The 20,310-nt window shown below is 34.7% G+C and carries 15 protein-coding genes, 2 tRNA genes and 2 pseudogenes; 7 read left to right on the top strand and 12 right to left on the bottom strand.

All coding sequences use genetic code 11. The features are described from left to right. Positions 1-17: 17 nt before the first annotated feature. Together nuoF and OPR48_RS03005 are read right to left on the bottom strand one after the other, a co-directional pair. The gene (gene nuoF, locus OPR48_RS03010) at positions 18-1,271 is read right to left on the bottom strand and encodes an NADH-quinone oxidoreductase subunit NuoF (RefSeq protein WP_265026520.1); all 1,254 of its coding nucleotides are present in this window, start codon (positions 1,269-1,271) and stop codon (positions 18-20) included. Between the two features lie 18 nt (positions 1,272-1,289). Further along, positions 1,290-1,362: transfer RNA gene (locus OPR48_RS03005), tRNA-Lys, on the bottom strand. Between the two features lie 348 nt (positions 1,363-1,710). On the opposite strand from OPR48_RS03005, the gene OPR48_RS03000 reads away from it, so the two are divergent. The 4 genes and pseudogenes from OPR48_RS03000 to OPR48_RS02980 all read left to right on the top strand — a co-directional run bounded on the left by OPR48_RS03000 (position 1,711) and on the right by OPR48_RS02980 (position 4,541). Continuing rightward, positions 1,711-1,786, top strand: a tRNA-Ala gene (locus OPR48_RS03000). Positions 1,787-1,988: 202 nt separating this feature from the next. Then, positions 1,989-3,521 (top strand): annotated as a pseudogene (locus OPR48_RS07350) (magnesium transporter MgtE N-terminal domain-containing protein). A gap of 46 nt (positions 3,522-3,567) precedes the next feature. Beyond that, a complete protein-coding gene (locus OPR48_RS02985) occupies positions 3,568-4,011 on the top strand; it encodes a hypothetical protein (protein WP_265026517.1) in 444 nt (147 codons plus the stop codon). A gap of 101 nt (positions 4,012-4,112) precedes the next feature. Beyond that, complete coding sequence (locus OPR48_RS02980; RefSeq protein WP_265026516.1) at positions 4,113-4,541, top strand: hypothetical protein; 429 nt, start codon at positions 4,113-4,115, stop codon at positions 4,539-4,541. Between the two features lie 69 nt (positions 4,542-4,610). Here the strand turns inward: OPR48_RS02980 and ccmE are convergent, their stop codons facing one another. The 8 genes from ccmE to OPR48_RS02940 are packed head-to-tail and all read right to left on the bottom strand — an operon-like array spanning position 4,611 to position 11,476. Then, the gene (gene ccmE / locus OPR48_RS02975; protein ID WP_265026515.1) at positions 4,611-5,012 is read right to left on the bottom strand and encodes a cytochrome c maturation protein CcmE; all 402 of its coding nucleotides are present in this window, start codon (positions 5,010-5,012) and stop codon (positions 4,611-4,613) included. Then, on the bottom strand, positions 4,996-5,133 hold the full coding sequence (locus tag OPR48_RS02970) for a CcmD-like small membrane protein (RefSeq protein WP_182158513.1): 138 nt from the start codon (positions 5,131-5,133) through the stop codon (positions 4,996-4,998). The genes ccmE and OPR48_RS02970 overlap by 17 nt, the downstream gene beginning before the upstream one ends. Further along, positions 5,130-5,912 carry a biotin--[acetyl-CoA-carboxylase] ligase gene (locus tag OPR48_RS02965; protein WP_265026514.1) on the bottom strand — a complete coding sequence of 261 codons (783 nt, stop codon included), beginning with the start codon at positions 5,910-5,912 and terminating at the stop codon, positions 5,130-5,132. The genes OPR48_RS02970 and OPR48_RS02965 overlap by 4 nt, the downstream gene beginning before the upstream one ends. Before the next feature lie 17 nt (positions 5,913-5,929). Then, entirely contained in the window at positions 5,930-7,294 is a 1,365-nt protein-coding gene (locus tag OPR48_RS02960; protein WP_265026513.1) for an NADH-quinone oxidoreductase subunit N, read from the bottom strand. Then, on the bottom strand, positions 7,291-8,733 hold the full coding sequence (locus OPR48_RS02955) for a complex I subunit 4 family protein (protein WP_265026512.1): 1,443 nt from the start codon (positions 8,731-8,733) through the stop codon (positions 7,291-7,293). Before OPR48_RS02955 ends, OPR48_RS02960 begins: the two co-directional genes overlap by 4 nt. Before the next feature lie 7 nt (positions 8,734-8,740). Next, positions 8,741-10,585 (bottom strand): NADH-quinone oxidoreductase subunit L, encoded by a 1,845-nt coding sequence (nuoL, locus tag OPR48_RS02950; protein ID WP_265026511.1) that lies wholly within the window; start codon positions 10,583-10,585, stop codon positions 8,741-8,743. Between the two features lie 4 nt (positions 10,586-10,589). After that, positions 10,590-10,898 (bottom strand): NADH-quinone oxidoreductase subunit NuoK, encoded by a 309-nt coding sequence (nuoK, locus tag OPR48_RS02945; protein WP_265026510.1) that lies wholly within the window; start codon positions 10,896-10,898, stop codon positions 10,590-10,592. Then, entirely contained in the window at positions 10,889-11,476 is a 588-nt protein-coding gene (locus OPR48_RS02940; RefSeq protein ID WP_265026509.1) for an NADH-quinone oxidoreductase subunit J, read from the bottom strand. Before OPR48_RS02940 ends, nuoK begins: the two co-directional genes overlap by 10 nt. Positions 11,477-11,868: 392 nt before the next feature. On the opposite strand from OPR48_RS02940, the gene OPR48_RS02935 reads away from it, so the two are divergent. Together OPR48_RS02935 and OPR48_RS02925 are read left to right on the top strand one after the other, a co-directional pair. Then, positions 11,869-13,785, top strand: a complete 1,917-nt coding sequence (locus OPR48_RS02935; RefSeq protein WP_265026508.1) for an ATP-dependent helicase — start codon at positions 11,869-11,871, stop codon at positions 13,783-13,785. Between the two features lie 718 nt (positions 13,786-14,503). Then, positions 14,504-15,475, top strand: a complete 972-nt coding sequence (locus OPR48_RS02925) for an IS110 family RNA-guided transposase (RefSeq protein ID WP_265026507.1) — start codon at positions 14,504-14,506, stop codon at positions 15,473-15,475. A 183-nt stretch (positions 15,476-15,658) separates the two neighbouring features. Here the strand turns inward: OPR48_RS02925 and OPR48_RS02920 are convergent. Together OPR48_RS02920 and gltX are read right to left on the bottom strand one after the other, a co-directional pair. After that, a pseudogene (locus OPR48_RS02920) lies at positions 15,659-15,880 on the bottom strand (transposase); the annotation flags it as partial. Between the two features lie 736 nt (positions 15,881-16,616). After that, complete coding sequence (gene gltX / locus OPR48_RS02915) at positions 16,617-17,939, bottom strand: glutamate--tRNA ligase (protein WP_265026506.1); 1,323 nt, start codon at positions 17,937-17,939, stop codon at positions 16,617-16,619. A gap of 289 nt (positions 17,940-18,228) precedes the next feature. Here gltX and ligA point away from each other — a divergent pair, with 289 nt between their 5' ends. Then, positions 18,229-20,226, top strand: a complete 1,998-nt coding sequence (gene ligA, locus OPR48_RS02910; protein ID WP_265026505.1) for an NAD-dependent DNA ligase LigA — start codon at positions 18,229-18,231, stop codon at positions 20,224-20,226. Positions 20,227-20,310: the final 84 nt, after the last annotated feature.

Raw genomic sequence — 20,310 nt, 5'->3', positions numbered from 1 at the left:
AAGAAGTATAAGTAGAGTTAAACTATCGCTCTCTCTTTGATAACATGGCGAAAATGTCTTATTAATCCTTGAATAGGCCAAGCTGCAGCATCGCCAAGTGCGCAAATTGTATGTCCTTCTATTTGAGTTGTGAGGTCAAGCAGCTTATCTATTTCATCAGGCTTAATATCTCCTGTCACCATCCTCTTCATAATCCTCCACATCCATCCAGTACCTTCACGGCATGGTGTGCATTGCCCACAGGACTCGTGCATATAAAAGTGTGATAACCTCTCTATTGCAGCTATTATATCAGTTGATTTATCCATCACTATTACAGCAGCAGTACCGAGCCCTGATTGTACAGTTCTTAATGAATCAAAATCCATTTCAATAGTATCGCATATAGATTTTGGAATTAATGGCACTGAAGACCCACCAGGTATTACAGCAAGTAAATTATCCCAACCCCCTCGCACTCCACCTGCGTATTTTTCAATCAATTCACGTAGTGGAATTCCGAGCTCTTCTTCAACATTACACGGGTTGTTTACGTGTCCTGAAATACAAAAGACCTTGGTACCAGTATTATTTGGTTTACCAAGAGATGCAAACCATTCTCCTCCGCGATTCAGAATATCTGGAACCATGGCTATAGTTTCAACGTTGTTTATTGTGGTTGGGCAGCCAAAAAGTCCAACACCTGCGGGAAATGGAGGTTTCATGCGAGGAAAGCCCTTTTTTCCTTCAATTGATTCGAGTTGAGCTGTTTCTTCCCCACATATGTAAGCTCCTGCACCCCTATGGATAAACACATCAAGATCATAACCTGATTTGCAGGCATTTTTTCCAATTAAGTTTTCTTTATAGGCTTCCTCAAGTGCTTTTTTTAGAACTAAATATTCATTATAAAATTCACCCCTGATATAAATATACGCAACTGATGCGCTGATCGCTTTGCCGGCTAGGAGAATTCCCTCAAGTAACTTATGTGGCTCATATCGCAATATATCTCTATCTTTACATGTACCAGGTTCTGACTCATCTGCATTGACTACTAAATATGCTTTTGGGAGATTTTTGGGCATAAAGCTCCACTTAAGGCCGGTGGAAAATCCTGCACCCCCTCGACCTCTCAAACCAGATTTCTTTACTTCATCAATGATCTTTTCTGATCCTAAATCTAGTAACTCCTTTGTTTTTTGCCAGCTACCACGTTTTTTTGCACCCTCAAGTAGTGGAGTTTCTTTACCATTTAAGTTTGTAAATATTTTGTCCTGTTCCTTCAGCATGCTTTTTAAGATTCTAAGTGATCCCGACGCGATTCGAACGCGTGACCCACTGATTAAAAGTCAGTTGCTCTACCGGCTGAGCTACGGGATCATTTCATTTTTTAGCTATACTAAACAGTAATATAGTTTTTATCCGTTTTAATCAAACTAAAATTTTCATGTGTGGTTAAATAAATTATATAATATACTGCGTTAGTGATAATTTAGTTCAAAAATCTATGGATAATTTAAAAAAATTTCCAAAGGAAAACTTCTTGTTAATTTTCGGTTCACAGATTCATTTGGCAAAGCTTATAGTGTGATGTACAAATCTGAAAAGACAAAAAGATAGAGAATTGTACATAACTGCAGAATTTGTGCACTATTTAGCAATAGCCTAACAGATAAATATTTCTTGCATTTCAGCCTGAGTGATTTATGCTTTAAGCAAGAATTACCTGGGGGTATAGCTCAGCTGGTAGAGCATCTGTTTTGCACGCAGAAGGTCAGCGGTTCGATCCCGCTTGCCTCCACCAATATAGGTTCTAGCATATCATAAAGTCAGCTTATTTTAGCTCATGAGTATTTTATACTAGTTCCCTAAAAAATCCCTATTTCTTTTCGTAACTTTTCTCTACACAAGTAATGTTTGTTGTTATAATTCTGATATATACTAACTTAACAATAAATTAATCAATAAATGTTAGAATACTAACAATTAATTTATTAGTAATGCCCATGAGTGGAAAAAAGCATGTTTTTAAGATGGTGCCTGGACAAGGGGTATTTAACGAGACTAGAATGCGGATATTTCAAGGTTCCGTAGATGGTGAAGAGTTAACTTGGAATAATTTTAATAAAATTTGGTTTATTCCACTGGATGATGAAGACGATAGAGTACTAGACTTACCTATAAAATTTTGCAACGCTGCAAGTGATGGTCCTTTTATACCTGTTGTATGCATAAAGGAGAATGGGAAAGATTTGAAAAAAACATCTTACCGTTGTGATAAAGAAGAAGGTCTAATCACAAATTGTAAATTTCCAGTCGTGCCATTTAGAAACGCTAAACTCGGTTATGAACATAACTCGCATTCTTTTGTATATCTTAATGAAAAATTAATGAAGATATCAATTGACTACGAAGTATCCCATCCTTATGCTAATTATGATAATATAACAAGATATACGCACCTTCTTAAGGCGCAACCAGCGGAATATAAATATTTAACATGGGAAGAGTCAGGTGATACCTACAAATATTATTTCTCGGATGATCAAGGAAATATTATTGACTCACCTGACAATGAGGCACTCCAATATATTGAACGGCACGTCAAGGAAGAAGTAATACAAGATATAGTATCATCTAAAATACCAGAGGATATAATACTATCAAAGGCGTTTGCCAAAATTTTTGTTGAGAACCTAACAGAAAATCAGTTAGAGACTCTTGCCAATACTCTTAATAATGAGCAACTACAGGCCTTGGCAGAGAACTTAACAGACAACCAATTCTGAGCTTTAGTGGATCATCTAACCGACCACCAATTACACACTCTCGCTCAGGAACTAAATCCAGAAAAGTTACAAATAATTGTTCCTATTTTAAATGATGCTCAGCTTGAAGCTCTAGTGAGACAGTTAAATCCAGAGCAAGTAAAAGAAATTTTACCTCACTTAAAAATGGATCAGTTCGCAGTACTTATTCCAACTTTAAGTAACGAGCAACTTACAGCGCTTGCAGAAGGCTTGGCTGAGCACCACTTGACAATACTCTCCAAAGCATTAGAAGGTGATCAGTTGAAAGCTTTAGTAAATAGTCTGCAAGAAGAACAACTGAAAGACTTAGTTAATAAGCTTGATCCTGAGAAACTCGAAGCAATTGCTCAGGATTTAACTGATTCTAATAAGATTCAGATTATCATTAAGTCTTTAGCTGACAACCCAGACAAACTTCAAGCTTTTGCTCGCAATATGTCTAATGAGCAGTTTAAAGAACTTTTGGATAACGTAGGTGCAGAAGAGCTTAAAGACATCATTCACAAGCTGCCTTATGAGAAAGTAACAGCTGTGATTGGTGATCTTGGCAATCAAGATCAGTCTAAAGCTATTATTGATGCATTAAAAGGGGAACTTGAAGAGCAGAGTAAACAGAACAAGGAAATGATTGAGATGCTCAAACAAATCAAGGACGATATGCCAGACATTGGACAGGCTCCAGACTTTACAATAGTAGACATTAATAATGACTCACTGTTATTTGTATAGTAGTGATTTATAAAGATAAGTAGTTTTTTTATAGGAGGTAACTATTATGAATAAAAATATAAAATTATATTCTAGTGAAGAAGTTGAATCAAATAATACATTACAACTTTCGAAGCCGAAGTTTGATAAACCAAGCTTTGAAAAGCCAGTAATAAAGAAGATTGTCAGTGGTAAAACAAAGGAAGAATTTGATATAACTAAAGATATGACACAAGAAGAGATTGATAAGATGCCACAAATTACATTGACCATAAAGCACCTTAAAAATTTTTATGATGGCTTGATAAACAGCATTAATAAGTATGACGAAAATATGGATAGTGCAATTCAAAGTGGTATAATAACACAATTATCATCAACCATAGATAGTATAGGCAGCAAGACAAGTAGTATAGACAGTGAATTTGCAGATCTTAGGAATTCGATTCCAGATATTGGAGAAGCTCCTCCATTACTCCATATTACTGGTGAAGAGAACGGATTGCTTTAATAAAAAAGGTAATAGCCTGATATCAGGCTGTTGCTTTCTTTCACATACCATTTCAAGGTAACTAGTTAGTTTTAAAATTATAATTTTTTATAGGAGTTAATATGAGTAATTACAGTATGAAAGAAAGCGAAAGCAACTTTGAATTAATAAGCGAAATAGGCGGAGACAACTCTAGAGTAATAGACAACATAGAGGTCAAAATTAAGCCTAAATCTTTTGAGAGCGATAAAGAAAAGAATGCACAGGTCAAGTATGTCCACACAATTCTAGATAAACTAATCGCAGATTTAAATGAAACATTTGTTCCTAAATTGAATAATGAGCTGAAGGATCGTCAAGATGAAGTGGATCTATTGTATAAAGATTTAGATAGGCTTGATATGATAGCTATAGAGGCTGAGAAGGATTATAAAATTTTGGAAGGAAACCTTAACAACCTAAAAGAAGAGGTTGAAAAATTAAAAACAGGAACAACTGGTGGTGATAACATAAATGAATGGGAAGCACCAACTCACTCTGATATATTGTAAGTAGTTAGGAAAGTAACAGCTTGCTAGCAGGCTGTTACTCTCTCTACATACTATTTCAATACAGCTGGGTTAAGGAATCTGTTTGAAAACTTTCGGCATATAGTTCTCATCATGTTTTGCAAACACCGTATCTGCAAGAAAGGTACTATTATCAAACATTTTACCTTGCACAACAACACCACTTTTTTCTGAAAACATCGGTGGAAGTATTCCCTGGTATTTTACCACAACGCTTTTGTTAAAATCTGTCATTTGAAAAATCACTTCACTTTCGTTGCGTATCACGCTATTTTCAACAACCATTCCACCAACACGGATTGGCTTTTGATTATTTGGTAAAACTATTGCCTCACTTACTGTATAGAAAAATGAGATATTTTCTTTGAGTGTCGTTAAAATAAAAAAGACTATGCAGCTTAAAAAGCAGAAAATTCCTGAAGTTATAAGTAATCGCTTATGTTTCTTCTTCATTATTATCTTTCAGGCTTTCTAGAATTTTTTTACTTTTAGTATAGCAAGAAATGGTAAAAATCAGTTCTCCGGTAATCAACGTAAAACTAATAAGGTAAGCAAAAATTACATATGTATTCATAATGCATTATCAATAAATAACTCACCTGCATCAAAATAAATTAAGCTTCCATCCTTTTGCTGCAACACCAATTTACCACTTTTATCTATATCAGCAAAAATTCCTTCATACAATTTGTCAGCTAACTTTACACTGATTTGCTCGTTCATCTTGAATGCTCTTGTAAGCCACATTTTTCTTATAGCATAAAACCCATCAAATAGCCATTGCTTTCTTAGCTTATTAAAGTTTATTATTAATTCTTTTAACAGGTCTGTATTAGACACAGATTCACCGTAATTGCTAATGCACATTGTTCCTGGAAGTGGTGCATGATTGACATTAATTCCGATTCCTATAATGAGCCAATTCGAATTGGATCTTTTTTCAAGCAATATTCCGCTTATTTTCTTGCCATCGATTAGAATGTCATTTGGCCATTTATATTGAACGTTACTGTCACTTATAAATGACAATAACGTATTCCTGACAGCAAGAGCAGTCACAAAAGTCAGTTCTGTTAATTTGCTTAAATTTTCTTTGTCATTCCAGCGCGTGACGCTGGAATCCAGCATTGGAATGACGCCAGAATGATTATGCAAGAGGTCTATGGTTAAACTTACATAAAAATTACCCTCGGGAGAAATCCAGCTTTTTCCAGTGCGCCCTCTACCCTCTGTTTGTTTATCGGCAATAATAATAGTTTCATTTGATATTCCTCTCCCAATTAAATCCAGCGCTTCTTTATTAGTGCTTGAAACTTCTTTGTAATGATGAATATGAAAACCCTCAGGGATCACTTTGTCAGCCCTTTAGTTCAATGAGTGAGTAAAACGTACAAGAAAAGAACGAGGTTGATCAGTGAAGCCACTGAAGTGATAATGAATAGACCCTTAGAATAAGCAACCTTATTACCACTAGCTTTATCAAAATACATAGCTTTTATGATATTTAGATAATAGTAACACGATACAACACTTGCCATTACAAGGATCAAGGACAGGCTGATAAAGCCAGAATTTATTAAACTTTTGAATATAAAAAATTTAGCGATAAAACCTGCAAGTGGAGGTATTCCCGACATCGAGAGTAACAGCACAGAAAGATGAAATGCTACAATTGGGCGTTTCTTCCCTATACCAGATAAATTTGCAATATCACAATCGTCATCGTCAATTTGTATGAGATATGAGAATAGCCCTATGCTTGTGATGATATATATCACCAGATACATTAAGGCACTATCTGTTCCTGCTTGTGTAAAAATAGAAAGTGAAGCAAATATAAAACCAATGTGACCAATTGAACTGTAAGCAAGCAGCCTTTTTAAGTTTTGCTGACGCAAGGCCCCAAAAGCTGAGATAAGCACAGACAATGCTGAAACGTATAAGAAAATAGGCTGAACATAACTTTTTACATTTACTAACTCTTCATTCATCAATCGAATTAAAAATGTTACAAGTGCAGCTTTTGGAGCTGTAGAAAAAAACGCAGTTACTATGGTAGGTGCACCTTGATAGACATCTGGAGCCCACATATGAAAAGGAGCAATAGCAAGCTTGAAACACAAACCAATTAGGACAAAGACTAACCCAAAAACTATTCCATAAGTTATCTGATGGTTTTGCAAGAATGAACTTAACTCAGAAAAATTGACTTGTCCTGTATATCCATAAAGCAATGACATACCATACAGCATAATGCAGGAAGATAATGCACTAAGTGTAAAATATTTCACTCCTGCTTCACATGAATAAGCTGAATCTTTATTAAAGCTCGCAAGAACATATAAAGATATACTCATCAACTCAAAAGCTAAGTAAAAAGAAATCAGACTATTTGCTGAAACTAAAGTTATCATGCCAAATAGCGCAAAAAGAATCAGTATTGAAAATTCATATTTATAGTCATATTTTGATAAATTCAGCATCAAAAGTATTAAAATTCCTGTGCTGAGAATTAACCCTTGGGCTGACCTGATGTATAAATTGAGTTTTAACAACGAATTAAAGAGAAAAATTTCATTGTTTTCTGCTGAAATAATTAAAATAATCAAAGTTATCACTGTGCAGCCAAGTGCTAATAAGTTGATAGTTCGGCGGTTAAATATAATTCCAAGCAGTAGCAACACTAACGAGGAGATAATAGAGAACGTTTCCGGCAATATCTGTATATAATTCATAGCGCATTATATTTGACTAACAAATTTGCCATACATGGCTTCAAATAATTCAGTGCAAGGGTTGGGTAGAATCCAAGCAAAATAACAAACACTGCAAGCAGAATTAAGACAGAAAATTCTATGCTATCCAAGCGGTTATTTAATAATTTAGAATAGCTAACCCCCCATATTATTTGCTTACATAAATTCAGCATATAAACTGCGCTTAAAATAGTGCCAAGTGCGATAAATCCTGTAAAAAACCCTATGCTCTTAAACATTCCAACCATAGCCAAAAACTCACCTATGAATCCAGATGTTCCAGGTAGCCCTATTGAAGCCATTGAAAATAAAATGAACATAAAACCAAATTTTGGCATTGTGTTTACTATGCCAAAATATTTTGCAATCTCCAAAATTCCAGTTCGAGTATATAGCATTCCAACACATAAAAATAAAGCAGCAGAAATAAGGCCATGACTAATCATTTGAAATATAGCGCCGAGTACTCCTTCCTCACAAAATGAAAAGAGGCCAGCAGTAACGATCCCCATATGTGCTATTGAAGAATAAGCTATTAACTTCTTTATATCATCTTGAGCAAACGCAACTAGCGAAGCGTATATTACTGCAATAATGCTCAGCACAACAACGAAATTTGAAAAATACAAACTTGCCTGAGGAAGCATTGGAATAGAAAACCTTAAAAATCCATATCCCCCCATTTTAATAAGCAAGCCAGCTAAAATCACAGATCCAGAAGTTGGTGATTGCACATGCGCATCAGGAAGCCAAGTGTGAAACGGAAACATTGGAACTTTTATTGCAAAAGAAATAAAAAATGCAATCCATAGTAACAACTGCACTTTAAGATCAAGACCCGGCGTTAATGTGGCTAATTTTTGTATACTAAACGTCCCAAAAATACTATAGATGTACACCAACCCAAGTAGAAATAATAACGAGCCAGTTAGTGTATAAAGAAACAATTTAAATGTTGCATACACTCTTTGTTTCCCTCCCCAAACGCCAATAATAAAGAACATTGGTATTAAAACAGCTTCAAAAAATACATAAAAGCTTATAGCATTCAGTGAAATAAAGAAACCGACTACAAAACTCTCAAGCAGCAGAAACAATGCCATATATGGCTTGAGGGTCGTATAACTCATTTTGCAATTGTAGAGCATACAAATAACAAACAAGAAAGTTGTCAGCAGAAGGAAAAGCAACGATATGCCATCTACCCCTATTCCAACATTTCTAATTGGATAGCTGACAAACTGAAAGTCTGTATTGTTATAATCAAACTCTACAAGAGTTACAACACTAAGCAAAAATGGAAGTACGGCAAAAAATAGAGAGATAAATTTTAGATATATAGATTTATGATTAATCTTGATTAAAGATAAAATTAACGCTCCTATCAGTGGAAGCAAGAATATACTAAGTAACAACACTTTTTATTTAATTCCAAATAATATACAAAGCACCGATTATTAGAGTAACAAACATAATAAGCGCATAATCAAATATATAACCAGTTTGTAACTTTATAGAACTTTTTGAACATTCATTAACCAACCTTACAACACCACCTGGTCCAAATGAATCAATAGCCCTAACATCAAACTTCCATAGAAGCCTAGATATAAGCCTTATCGGTACAATTACAACAAAATCATATACCTCATCAAAGTACCATTTATCCTGCAAAAATTTAAGTAAAAATTTACTCTTAATTTGCTTAAATTTTTGATAGTGGTAAATCAGATATGCAAGTGCTATTCCACTTAGGCTCGCTAAGGTCGGTAGTAATTTTATAAAGAAATTATGAACTCCATGCTCATCAATAACTACTAAACTTGATTTCCAAAACGCATTACTAGTTATGTTCAAAATATTTGCTCCCCACACTCCAGAAAATACCGAACCAAAAGCAAGTATCAGTAATGGTATAAGCATAATCTTTGGTGCCTCATGTATATTAATTTTACTTTGTTTTTGGCTATGGAACACAAGAAGCAATAACCTCCAAGAGTAAAACGCTGTGAAGAATGCAACAACTAAGCTTATTACAAAAGCAAAGCTATCCGTGCTATAAGCATGTTCAATTATCAAGTCTTTTGAGTAAAAACCTGCAAATGGAAATATTCCAGAAAGTGCAAGAGACCCAATCCACATGAGAGTGTAAGTGCAAGGGATTTTCTTCCAGCAATTTCCCATTTTCTGAATATTTTGCTCATGATGCATTGCATGAATCACATTGCCAGCACCAAGAAATAGTAAAGCTTTAAAAAAAGCGTGTGTCATTAAATGAAAAATAGCAACATTGTAAGCAGAAAGCCCACATGCCATGAACATATAACCAAGTTGACTGCAGGTTGAATAAGCAATTATTTTCTTTATATCGTTCTGAGTAATCGCAACGGTGGCTGCAAAAAAAGCAGTAAGTGCACCAACAATAACTATTAATTCTCGTGCCACATTTGACAACTCAAACAATGGAGAACATTTTGCTATTAAAAATATACCGGCTGTTACCATCGTTGCTGCGTGAATGAGTGCAGAAACAGGGGTTGGCCCTTCCATTGCATCTGGCAACCAAACATGTAAACCAAGCTGTGCAGATTTACCCATACAGCCAATAAAAAGTAATATGCATATTATATGAATTACTTTGAATTCACAGCAGAATGCCCTAATGTTCTGCGCGCCAAGAAGATCAGCTGTGTCAAAAACTTCAGTAAATTTCAAAGAGTGAAATGTATAATAAATAAGAAAGATTCCAATTAATAGTGCAAAGTCTCCTACCCTATTTACAACAAATGCTTTAATTGCTGCATTATTTGCAGAATATTTTTGGAACCAAAATCCTATGAGTAAATAAGAACACAGGCCAACTCCTTCCCAGCCAAAGAAAAGCTGCACGAAATTATCGCTTACAACCAGCACAATCATGCAAAATGTGAACAGCGATAGGTAAGAAAAAAACCTCGACTTCCCTTTACCATGCTCCATATAACCGATAGAATAGAGGTGGACTACTAGTGAAACGGTGGTAATAACAATAAGCATTAAGGATGAGAGAGCATCTACACTAATTGCCCAATTTACTTTTAATACACTTAATGAAAACAAAGGAAATAAAACTAAATGACAATTTTCAGAGAAGGTAAGAAAAACATACCAAGATAAAACTGCAGATATTCCAATCCCTGCCGTTGTAACTAACTGACTTTTTCTAAAAAGTGCTGCAAACAGCGAACCAAAGAGTGGCAAAAATACTATTAATTTCAGTATATACGTCATACTTTCATTCTTTCATTAAGTTCGCTTGTTCAACATCTATATTGCCACGGCTTCTATAATATACAACCAATATTGCAAGCCCAACTCCTGACTCTGCTGCCGCAACAGTCAACACAAACATCACAAAAATTTGCCCAACTATATCATTCATAAAGGCAGAAAAAGCAACTAGATTGATGTTAATCGCCAGCAATAATATTTCTATTGACAACAGTATGTTGATTATGCTCTTACGGTTGATGACAATACCGCATACTCCAATAGTGAACAAAATAGCAGCAACTATCAGAAAATGATTTAATCCTATTTCCATTCCACTCCTTTTCCAAATTTAGCCTTAACCAATTTTACAGATGAAGATTGTGTCAATTGCTTTAATACATTCTGTTTTTTAACTCCTTTTTTCTTGTCTTGTAAAGTAAGAGCAATTGCACCGACAATTGCCACAAGCAGCAGAATACCAGAAAGATGAAAAGCGTACATGTAGTCGGTATACAGCAAATTACCAATAGCTTTCACGTTATTGGTATTATAGTTTATAACATTGCTTATATTCGGTGCTGAGCTGCGGATTACAAAGCTGATAATCAGAAAAAACACAACACATAATATAGCACCAAGAGTGAAATGCTTTGCAAAACCCTGACGCAGTCTTATGTAGTCAATATCGAGCATCATAACTACAAAGAGGAATAACACTGCAACCGCACCGATGTATACTATCAATACCATCATAGCGATGAATTCAGCTCCAAGGAGAATAAAAAGAACTGCAGAATTAACGAAGGTGAAAATTAAAAATAATACTGCATGCACAGGATTTCTTACACTAATTACACAAACAGCAGATAAAATGCTAAGAATTGCAAAAAAATAAAAGAAAAAAGGCATCGATACTTTAACTGCAACAATAGTTACTAATTTAAAGTAATTATTGCTGTAAAGTCAATATTATATTAAACGTTTGAAAACATTGTACTACAAAGCTCCAGCTCCATTTTAAATTATTATAAAGCTGAAGAAATAGAAATGAAGGCGTACATATAAGCCATTCCAAACTCCACCTATTCACCCAACAAGCAGAAGTTCTGGTGCCAATACCTCAAATCAAGTTGTTGTTACTCGACATACACCTGAAACTACTAAAACAAAATAGATGTAAAACCTACGTTTAAATATGTAGTACTTGAGTGAAGCATTCTTTAACTGTTCTATTCAATAAAACCTTTACAATATTTCGATCATAGGTTTAACTTTACGAAGTTATAATCTATAGGGCTACGATGAACGATTATCTCTCACTGCTAAATCCAGAACAACAATCAGCTGTAACTAACATAGATGGACCAGTTTTGATATTGGCAGGAGCCGGAACCGGAAAAACAAGAACGATTACTTCAAGAATAGCACACATAATTAGAAACGGTCACGCTTATTCTGATGAAATATTAGCAGTTACATTTACAAATAAAGCAGCAAATGAGATGGTATCAAGGGTACTTGAGCTAACAGGCACAAACATACCATGGCTTGGCACTTTCCATGCAATTGCAGCAAAAATTTTGCGCCTGCACGCAGAAATTGTGGGCTTAAACCCCAATTTTACAATCATTGGTGTGGATGATCAATTACAGGTAATAAAAAATATTATTAATGAAATAAACCCTGATTACCTATCAGAAAAATGTAAGACCATTATGAATATTATTCAGCAATGGAAAGAGAAGTGTTTGTTGCCATCTGAAGTGGAAGATATTCAATCATTTAGGCCAGTGTACGTGATTGCACTCAAAGTCTATCACCAATATCAGGAAAGGTTGAGATTCCTTAACTCTGTCGATTTTGGTGACTTATTGCTATATAACATACAACTCTTTAATCAAAAGACCGAAGTTCTGTCCTACTACCAAAACAAGTTTAAATATGTCATGGTAGATGAATATCAAGATACAAATGCGATACAATATCTTTGGCTAAAATACCTTGCAAAAGAGCACTCAAATATTTGCTGTGTAGGAGATGATGACCAGTCGATATATAGTTGGCGTGGTGCAGAAGTTGAAAATATTTTGAAGTTCTCAGATGATTTTAAAAATGCAAAAACCTTCAAGTTAGAGTGTAATTATAGATCAACACCCCACATACTTGCAACTGCGTCATATGTTATCAATCACAATAAGACTCGCTTAGAAAAAAAATTGTGGACAACAAACATTGAAGGGGAAAAGGTAAATCTAATAAAATTATGGGACGGAAAAGCTGAAGCAAGGTTCATAAGCGAACAGATATTAAAGCTCAATAAATACAGATTTAGTGACATTGCAGTGCTGGTAAGGGCCACTTTTCAAACTAGAGTTCTCGAAGAGTATTTTATAAAATATTCAATTCCCTACAAGATTATAAGTGGCGTAAAATTCTACGAACGTCAGGAAGTCAGGGATATAATTGCATATTTAAGGCTTGTTACAAACAATAACGATGACTTAGCTTTCGAAAGGATCGTAAATCGGCCAAAAAGAAGCATAGGAGCTACAACTCTAAAGAAAATATACACGACTGCTCAGGATAACAAAATTTCTTTTTTTGAGGCAGCAAAAATATTAGTTAATAGTAATCAAGTAACCGAAAGAATTAAACTCTCACTCAACGATTTTTTAAATAAAATTAAAGCTTGGGAAGAAATAGTAAGCGTAAAACCACTGCATGAATTCATTAAAATCGTAGCAAACCAATCAGGGTATATTGAAATGCTTGAAAATGAGGAGGTAACAGGCTTAGCACGAATAGAAAATGTCAAGGAGCTCATCTCATCTTTAAAGAATTTCGATAATGCCACAACTTTCTTGGAGCACATAAGTTTGGTGATGGAAGTGGATAATATGAATAACGATGACACTGTATATGTTATGACTCTTCATGCAGCCAAAGGACTTGAATTCCCGTGCGTGTTTCTACCTGGTTGGGAAGAGGGATTATTTCCTCATCAAAGATCTTTTGATGATAAAAGTGGTAAAGCTTTAGAAGAAGAAAGGAGACTTGCATATGTTGGCATAACCAGGGCAAAGGAAAAGTTAATCATTTCATGTGCAGATAGGAGAGAAATTAATAATCAGTGGCAACCAATGCGCACTTCTCGATTCATTAAAGAATTGCCAAGAGAAAATGTTGAGGTAATTAAAAGCAACATTGCTTACTGTTGAAGCTATAATTGCAGCCCTTACTACAAACACATCTTGCAAACCTGAATTACTTCAATTATATGTTTCTCCTGGCAAAAAGGGAGTGTTAAATAAACCATATGCGTCAAGTTAAGGAAATATCGCCCAATATAGCACCATTTAAACTTGTTTGTTACATTTATTTTTTTGGAAATTTTGATCTAAAATAAGATAATTCTTTTAGAAGAGTCTATAAATTACTATCTTTATTGCTTAATATCTAAAATAATTTTTACCACTTTTCTTTTTCCTTATGCTACTTTCCCTTAACTTGACGCGTATGGTTTATTTAACACTCCCAAACGTTGAAAGAACGTTTGCTTGGCTCTCCAATTTTAGGCGCATGAGCAAAGATTATGAGCATTCTCCTCTTACTTCAAAAAACAATATCTTCTTTAATATGATCACTATTATGCTTCACAAATTAGCTCATTTTTGAGTTTGAAGACAGGCTCTTAGAAAGTGGGATTACGCTATTCCTTTCTTATATGTTGAAATTAAGTCTTTATAAGTGTGACAAAGCAGTAATATAAAGATGTATAGAGAAGAGGAACCGTTTCCTTTCTTGGTCATAGGGACCGTTGGAAAGCAAGGTTCTCTTCTCTTAAATTTATACTGAAAGTTCCGAACAACTGATTGAGCTTTTAGGCTCGTATATAAGACTGGAAAATGCAGTATATGTTATTATTATGGAGGAATTATGAATTCATCAAATATTATTGCTGGCATTGATGTTAGCAAAAGTAAATTAGATATCCACATTCACCCACTTGAGCATTATAAAATATTTGAAAACAATGTACAATCCATTGATGAAATGCTGGACTTTTTACGTTTGCATAATGTAACCAAAGTTGGTCTTGAGGCAACTGGTGGATACGAAAAATTATGTGCCTATACTTTACTAAGCAATGGTTTTGAGGTGTACGTCATTCAACCTAGATGGGTTAGAGACTATGCTAAAAGCCTTGGTATTACTACAAAAACTGATAAAATAGACTGCAGTATCATTTCACGTTATATCAATAATACAGATATGCGTGTTACTCCTTTAACAGTTGATAATGGTAATATTGATTGCTTGAAACAAAAATTATCTCGTAGAAACCAACTTGTAGAAATAGCAAAAATACAAAAAACCCAAATCCAACAGGTAACTGATACATCTATAATCAAACAAATAGAGGAGCTTCTCGCGATTTTACGTAATCAAATTAAAACTTTAGAAGATGAAATGATTACATTTATCGATCAAAACCAAGAGCTTAAAAGAAAATATATATCAATAACTAGCATACCAGGTGTAAGTAAAATCACAGCCATTACTTTGATTTGCTATTTGCCCGAATTTGGAACCCTTCAAGAAAAGCAAATATCTAGCCTTGCAGGACTTGCACCTTTTAATCGAGACAGTGGTTTCAGTAAAGGAAAGAGATGTATTCAGGGCGGTAGATCACAAGTTAGAACGGTTTTACACATGTGTATTCTCAGTGCACAAAAAGTTAATTCTTATATCAACCCTTTCTTTACTAGATTATATAATCAATATAAAAAGCCATATAAAATTGCTTCCACTGCTGCCATGAGAAAACTGCTTATTCTTGCTAACTCTTTGGTCAGAGACGATAGAGTCTTTACTGAGGAATATAGTCCTCAGTCTGTTTCTATCTAAGCTAATTTATGGCAGAGCTTGTGGATAAGTACGCTATACAAACTATAAGTACTTATCCACAGCTACACTAGATTAAGAATATTTAAATTAAGAGTCATAATATATTGATTTTTTATAAATCTACTAAATTGAAAATTTTTCGATATTTTTCATTTTTTTTATTGACTTTTAACACAACTGCTTTTTACTCCACATTTGAAAATAGTAATATATGTTTTCCCACCTTGGAAACTCTTTTGGCAACATTCTCCACTGACAACCACTTTTTAGCACGTATAACACTCCACAAAATACTTTGTATATATCAATTAATCTTGGTCTCGTTTTCTTTTTCCTACCTTCTAAAATTGGTTTGATTTTTTCAAATTGCTCACGACTTATGTCGCTTGGATACCTTTGACTCATTTATATACCTCATTATTTACCTGTTCCTACTTTAGCTCATCTCTTTGAGATTTTAAACAGGTTCTTAGACAATCCCTTCACATAGAAGCATTCAGTTGGCCAACTTCTTAATCATTCTTTAAAATAAAGAATAACAAGAGCTTCCATGTGGTTACTCCGTTCCATGAAATCGTTTCTCGTTAAACTTAGGTCCTTACTATTTGCCGGGGGATTGAAAACATCTTAGTTAGACTGCACCATTCTGACTATTCATTTCCCCATACCTTTGGTCTATGCGTATCAACTTTATTTCGCATATTTTGATTAACGACAATTCAACCATAAGTTCCTTTCGTAACCATATTTAACTATTCTCAGGGGGATTTATTACAAAGTTTAATATTACCCTTTTTGATCCATGCTTGCACCTTAGTAAGTCGCCACTTTCCTAAAATGTGGATCGCGATTTCAACCCGATGTTAGAGCGGATGGAATTTAACCATCACGATTTCATGGCTATCGGATCGCACTAATGTAACCAGACTGCATTCTGTGATTTTTAGCAAAACACGATCTTTCATTTGAGCTTTCTTCAATTTAAAATAAATACAGAAAATTGCTGCCTATAGCTAAACTGACTTAGATTTACCGACGATTTGATAAACGACAAATTCGTCATCCCGCTGCTTGTTAGCGGGATCTAGAGATACCGCGGCGGTATGACGTAGGGATTGTATTAGCTATAATTCTTTGGTTTTCACTTTTCTTTTAACCTTGCAATGATGTTTTCTTTGCCGATAAAAATCAATAATTTAGCAAGTTCTGGGCCTGTTTCTGTTCCTGTTAAAGCTAAACGCAACTGCGTAAATAGATCTTTTGCCTTTATATCCACTGTCTGTCGAATAGTTTTGACCCACTCTGATAATGTGTTTTCGTTACAATCGCCTTGAGGCAATGCATTGAACGCAATTTTTATAAGCTCCTTATCAAGAATCACAGGCTCTATATCAGATTTGCATATTTTCCACCACTTGGCCACCTCAGAAAACCTTTCTATATTGTTCCTTATAAAATACCAAAACTCTGAGGAGTCCACTCCAATTTGATTTAAACGTTCTTGTACAATTTCAAATGACATTTGTTGCAGAACTTTGCTATTTAGCTTGTATACTTCACTCAAGCTGAATTGTGCAGATGCTGAGCCAAATTTTTTAATATTAAATGAGTCAATCAAAGATTGCATACAGGCGCAAGCTTCAATTGGATTGGATGTTCCGAGCTTCACTAAATAACTAACTAGCGCCATCGGTTCAATTTCATCTTCTTTTATAGATTTGATATCCAGCCCACCGACTCGCTTGGATATCTTGCTATCATCAAAATGTAGCAGAGAAAGGTGAGCAAATGTAGGGATTTTCGCTTTTAATGCTTTAATCATTTGGATCTGTACTGCAGTATTAGTTACATGATCTTCCCCGCGTACAATATGGGTTACATTAAAGTCAACATCATCAATAACAGAAGGTAACATGTATGTGTAAATTCCATCTTCTCTCTTTACCACGGGGTCACTTATGCTACTGGTTGCAATATTTATTTCACCTTTAACTTCATCATTCCATTTAACAACTTCATTTCTATCCAACTTAAATCTAAAATGTGGTCTTCTTCCTTCTTGCTCATAACGAATTTTCTCTTGCTCAGTTAGAAGTAACGCGCTTCTGTCATATACCGGGGGAAGTCCTTGTTTTAACTGCAACTTTCGTTTAACTTCTAACTCTTCTCTTGTTTCATAGCATGCATAAATATGCCCTTCTTTTATTAACTGCAAAAACACCTCATTGTAACGCTCAAAGCGCTCTGATTGCTTAAAACTTGCATCCCAATTGATACCAGTCCATTTCAAGTCTTGTATGATATCATTTATATATTTGACATCTGAACGCTGAAGGTCAGTATCATCAAAACGGAGTAAAAATTTTCCATTTTGATTACGTGTGTACATCCAACAAATCAAAGCAGTTCGTATGTTTCCTACGTGGAGGTAGCCAGTTGGGCTTGGAGCGAATCTTGTTAGCATTTAAATAGCAATATTGTAAAATAATAACTTATTTACTCTAATTTATTTTAATTTTATATAAATATATGGCTAAAGCAAGTGTTTCTACTCTTCTTTCTTGGCTAATCCATAATTAGCGTTAAAGAAGCTCGTTGCTACGGCTTATTGGCGTAGAAGAAGGAATAGGTATGGTTTGTAGCACCTTTGATGTTTGGTGAATTAAGACCATGTGTTGAATTAAGAAATTTCACAACTTGACGATAAAGCTAGTGTGACCCTATTATATTAATATGTAAATTTCAATTTACACATGACTAACTTAGAAAAGATGAGAGAAAAACTACAAGATCAAATAAATTATCATAATGTTTTGTATCACCAAAAAAATAAGCCAGAAATAAGTGATGCTGAATATGATGAACTGAAGAAAAAGTTAGCTGAAATAGAGGCACAATTTCCAGAAATTTATGCAACACAAGATAGTGTTGGTGCTCCACCTGATGAGAGGTTTTCTAAGGTGGAACATCAAGAACCTATGCTTTCTCTTGAGAATGCTTATGATGAACAAGGTGTAGAGAAATTTTTGTCTAAAATAAAGAGGTTTTTAATTGAAGACAAAATAGAGATATTATGTGAGCCCAAAATTGATGGGTTGTCGTTTTCTGCAATTTATGAGGATGGAAGATTTGTTAAAGCTGCAACTCGAGGTGACGGTTTTGTAGGGGAAGATGTCACTCACAATGTTGCAACAATAAAAGGCTTTCCTAAGTTTTTGCAAGGTGTGCAAGGTAGATTGGAAGTAAGAGGTGAAATATACATCAGTAACAGCGACTTTTTAAAGTTAAATGAAAACGATGAATTTGCCAATCCTCGAAATGCAGCTGCCGGTTCTCTAAAGCAATTGGATGCAAATATTACAGCAAGTAGACCTCTTAGATATTTTGCTTATTCTTTGATTGGTGGAGCAGAGAAAAGTCAAAGTGAAATACTAAATAAGCTTGAGGCACTTGGTTTTTGCGTAAATGAGCATCAGTCCTTAACGAGTAGTTTGGATGGAATGCTGAAGTTCTATAACGAGGTCTATAATTGTCGCTATAACTTGGATTATGATATTGATGGAATAGTCTACAAAGTAAATGATTTGATACTACAAAATCGTCTAGGGAATACTCACAAAGCACCGCGCTCGGCACTTGCATATAAGTTTTCTGCGGTTTACGCAAAGACAAAGTTAAATAAGATATTTATACAGGTGGGCAGAACAGGGGTTTTAACTCCAGTTGCAGATTTAGTGCCAGTCAATATTGGTGGGGTGCTAGTTAGTAGAGCAAGTCTGCATAACCAAGATGAGATAAAACGTAAAGACATAAGAGAGGGAGATATTGTAACAATTAAAAGGGCAGGGGATGTGATTCCTCAAATTGTCAAAGTAGATGAGGGTTTTCGTCACGCAAGTATGCCTGAATTTTTATTTCCTGAGGTATGTCCTGAATGTGGTAGTAAAGTACGTCAGGTTGAGGGAGAGGCGGCAGTAAGATGTCCTGAGGAATTTGCCTGTAAAGCTCAAATAATAGAAAAACTAAAGCATTTTGTATCGAAAGATGCATTTGACATTGTTGGCCTTGGTGATAAGCAGATAGAGTTTTTTTACGACCTTGGTCTGATAAAACAAATCCATGATATTTTTACTTTAGAAGAAAGATTGGATGAATTTAATCTGGAAGAACAGCCTGGTTGGGGCAAGAAATCAATAGCTCATTTATTAAATGCTATACAAAGCAGAGGGGTAATAACTCTAGATAGGTTTATATTTTCTTTAGGTATTAGATTTATTGGTCAAGTTGCAGCAGAATTGCTTGCAGATTATTATGTTTCTTATAATAACTGGTATAATTCGATGATTGAACTGTCATCAGATAATACTGAGCTAGTAGGTATAGACAGCATAGGAAAAAAAGTGGCTGAATCTTTGGAATCATTTTTTTCTAAGGAACATAACATCAAAATGTTAAATGATCTTACTGCTTGTCTTCAAATTCTTCCTGTGAGCTCCAACTCTAGTGACTCTGTTTTAAATAACAAAATTATAGTGTTTACTGGTAAGCTACTTGCTATGAGTAGAGGAGAGGCGAAAGTAAGAGCTAAAACTCTGAGAGCAAAGGTCAGCTCAAATCTTTCTGCTAAAACTGACTACCTAATTGCAGGAGAAAAACCAGGATCCAAATATAAAAAGGCAGTGGAATTAGGTGTAGAAATTTTAGATGAAGACCAGTGGCATAAAGTAATAAGTTTGGGAGTGTTCAAATGACACTTGGATTGTATATTAAATCAAAGTTGCAAGACTATAATGAGCAAGCTGTTAATTGGATTGATTGGATTACCACAAAAAAAC

It is taken from the genome of Wolbachia endosymbiont (group A) of Bibio marci, assembly GCF_947251645.1.
Lineage (GTDB): Bacteria > Pseudomonadota > Alphaproteobacteria > Rickettsiales > Anaplasmataceae > Wolbachia.
The sequence above is the reverse complement of the archived record's forward strand: the minus strand, read 5'-3'. Positions and strand labels throughout refer to the sequence as shown.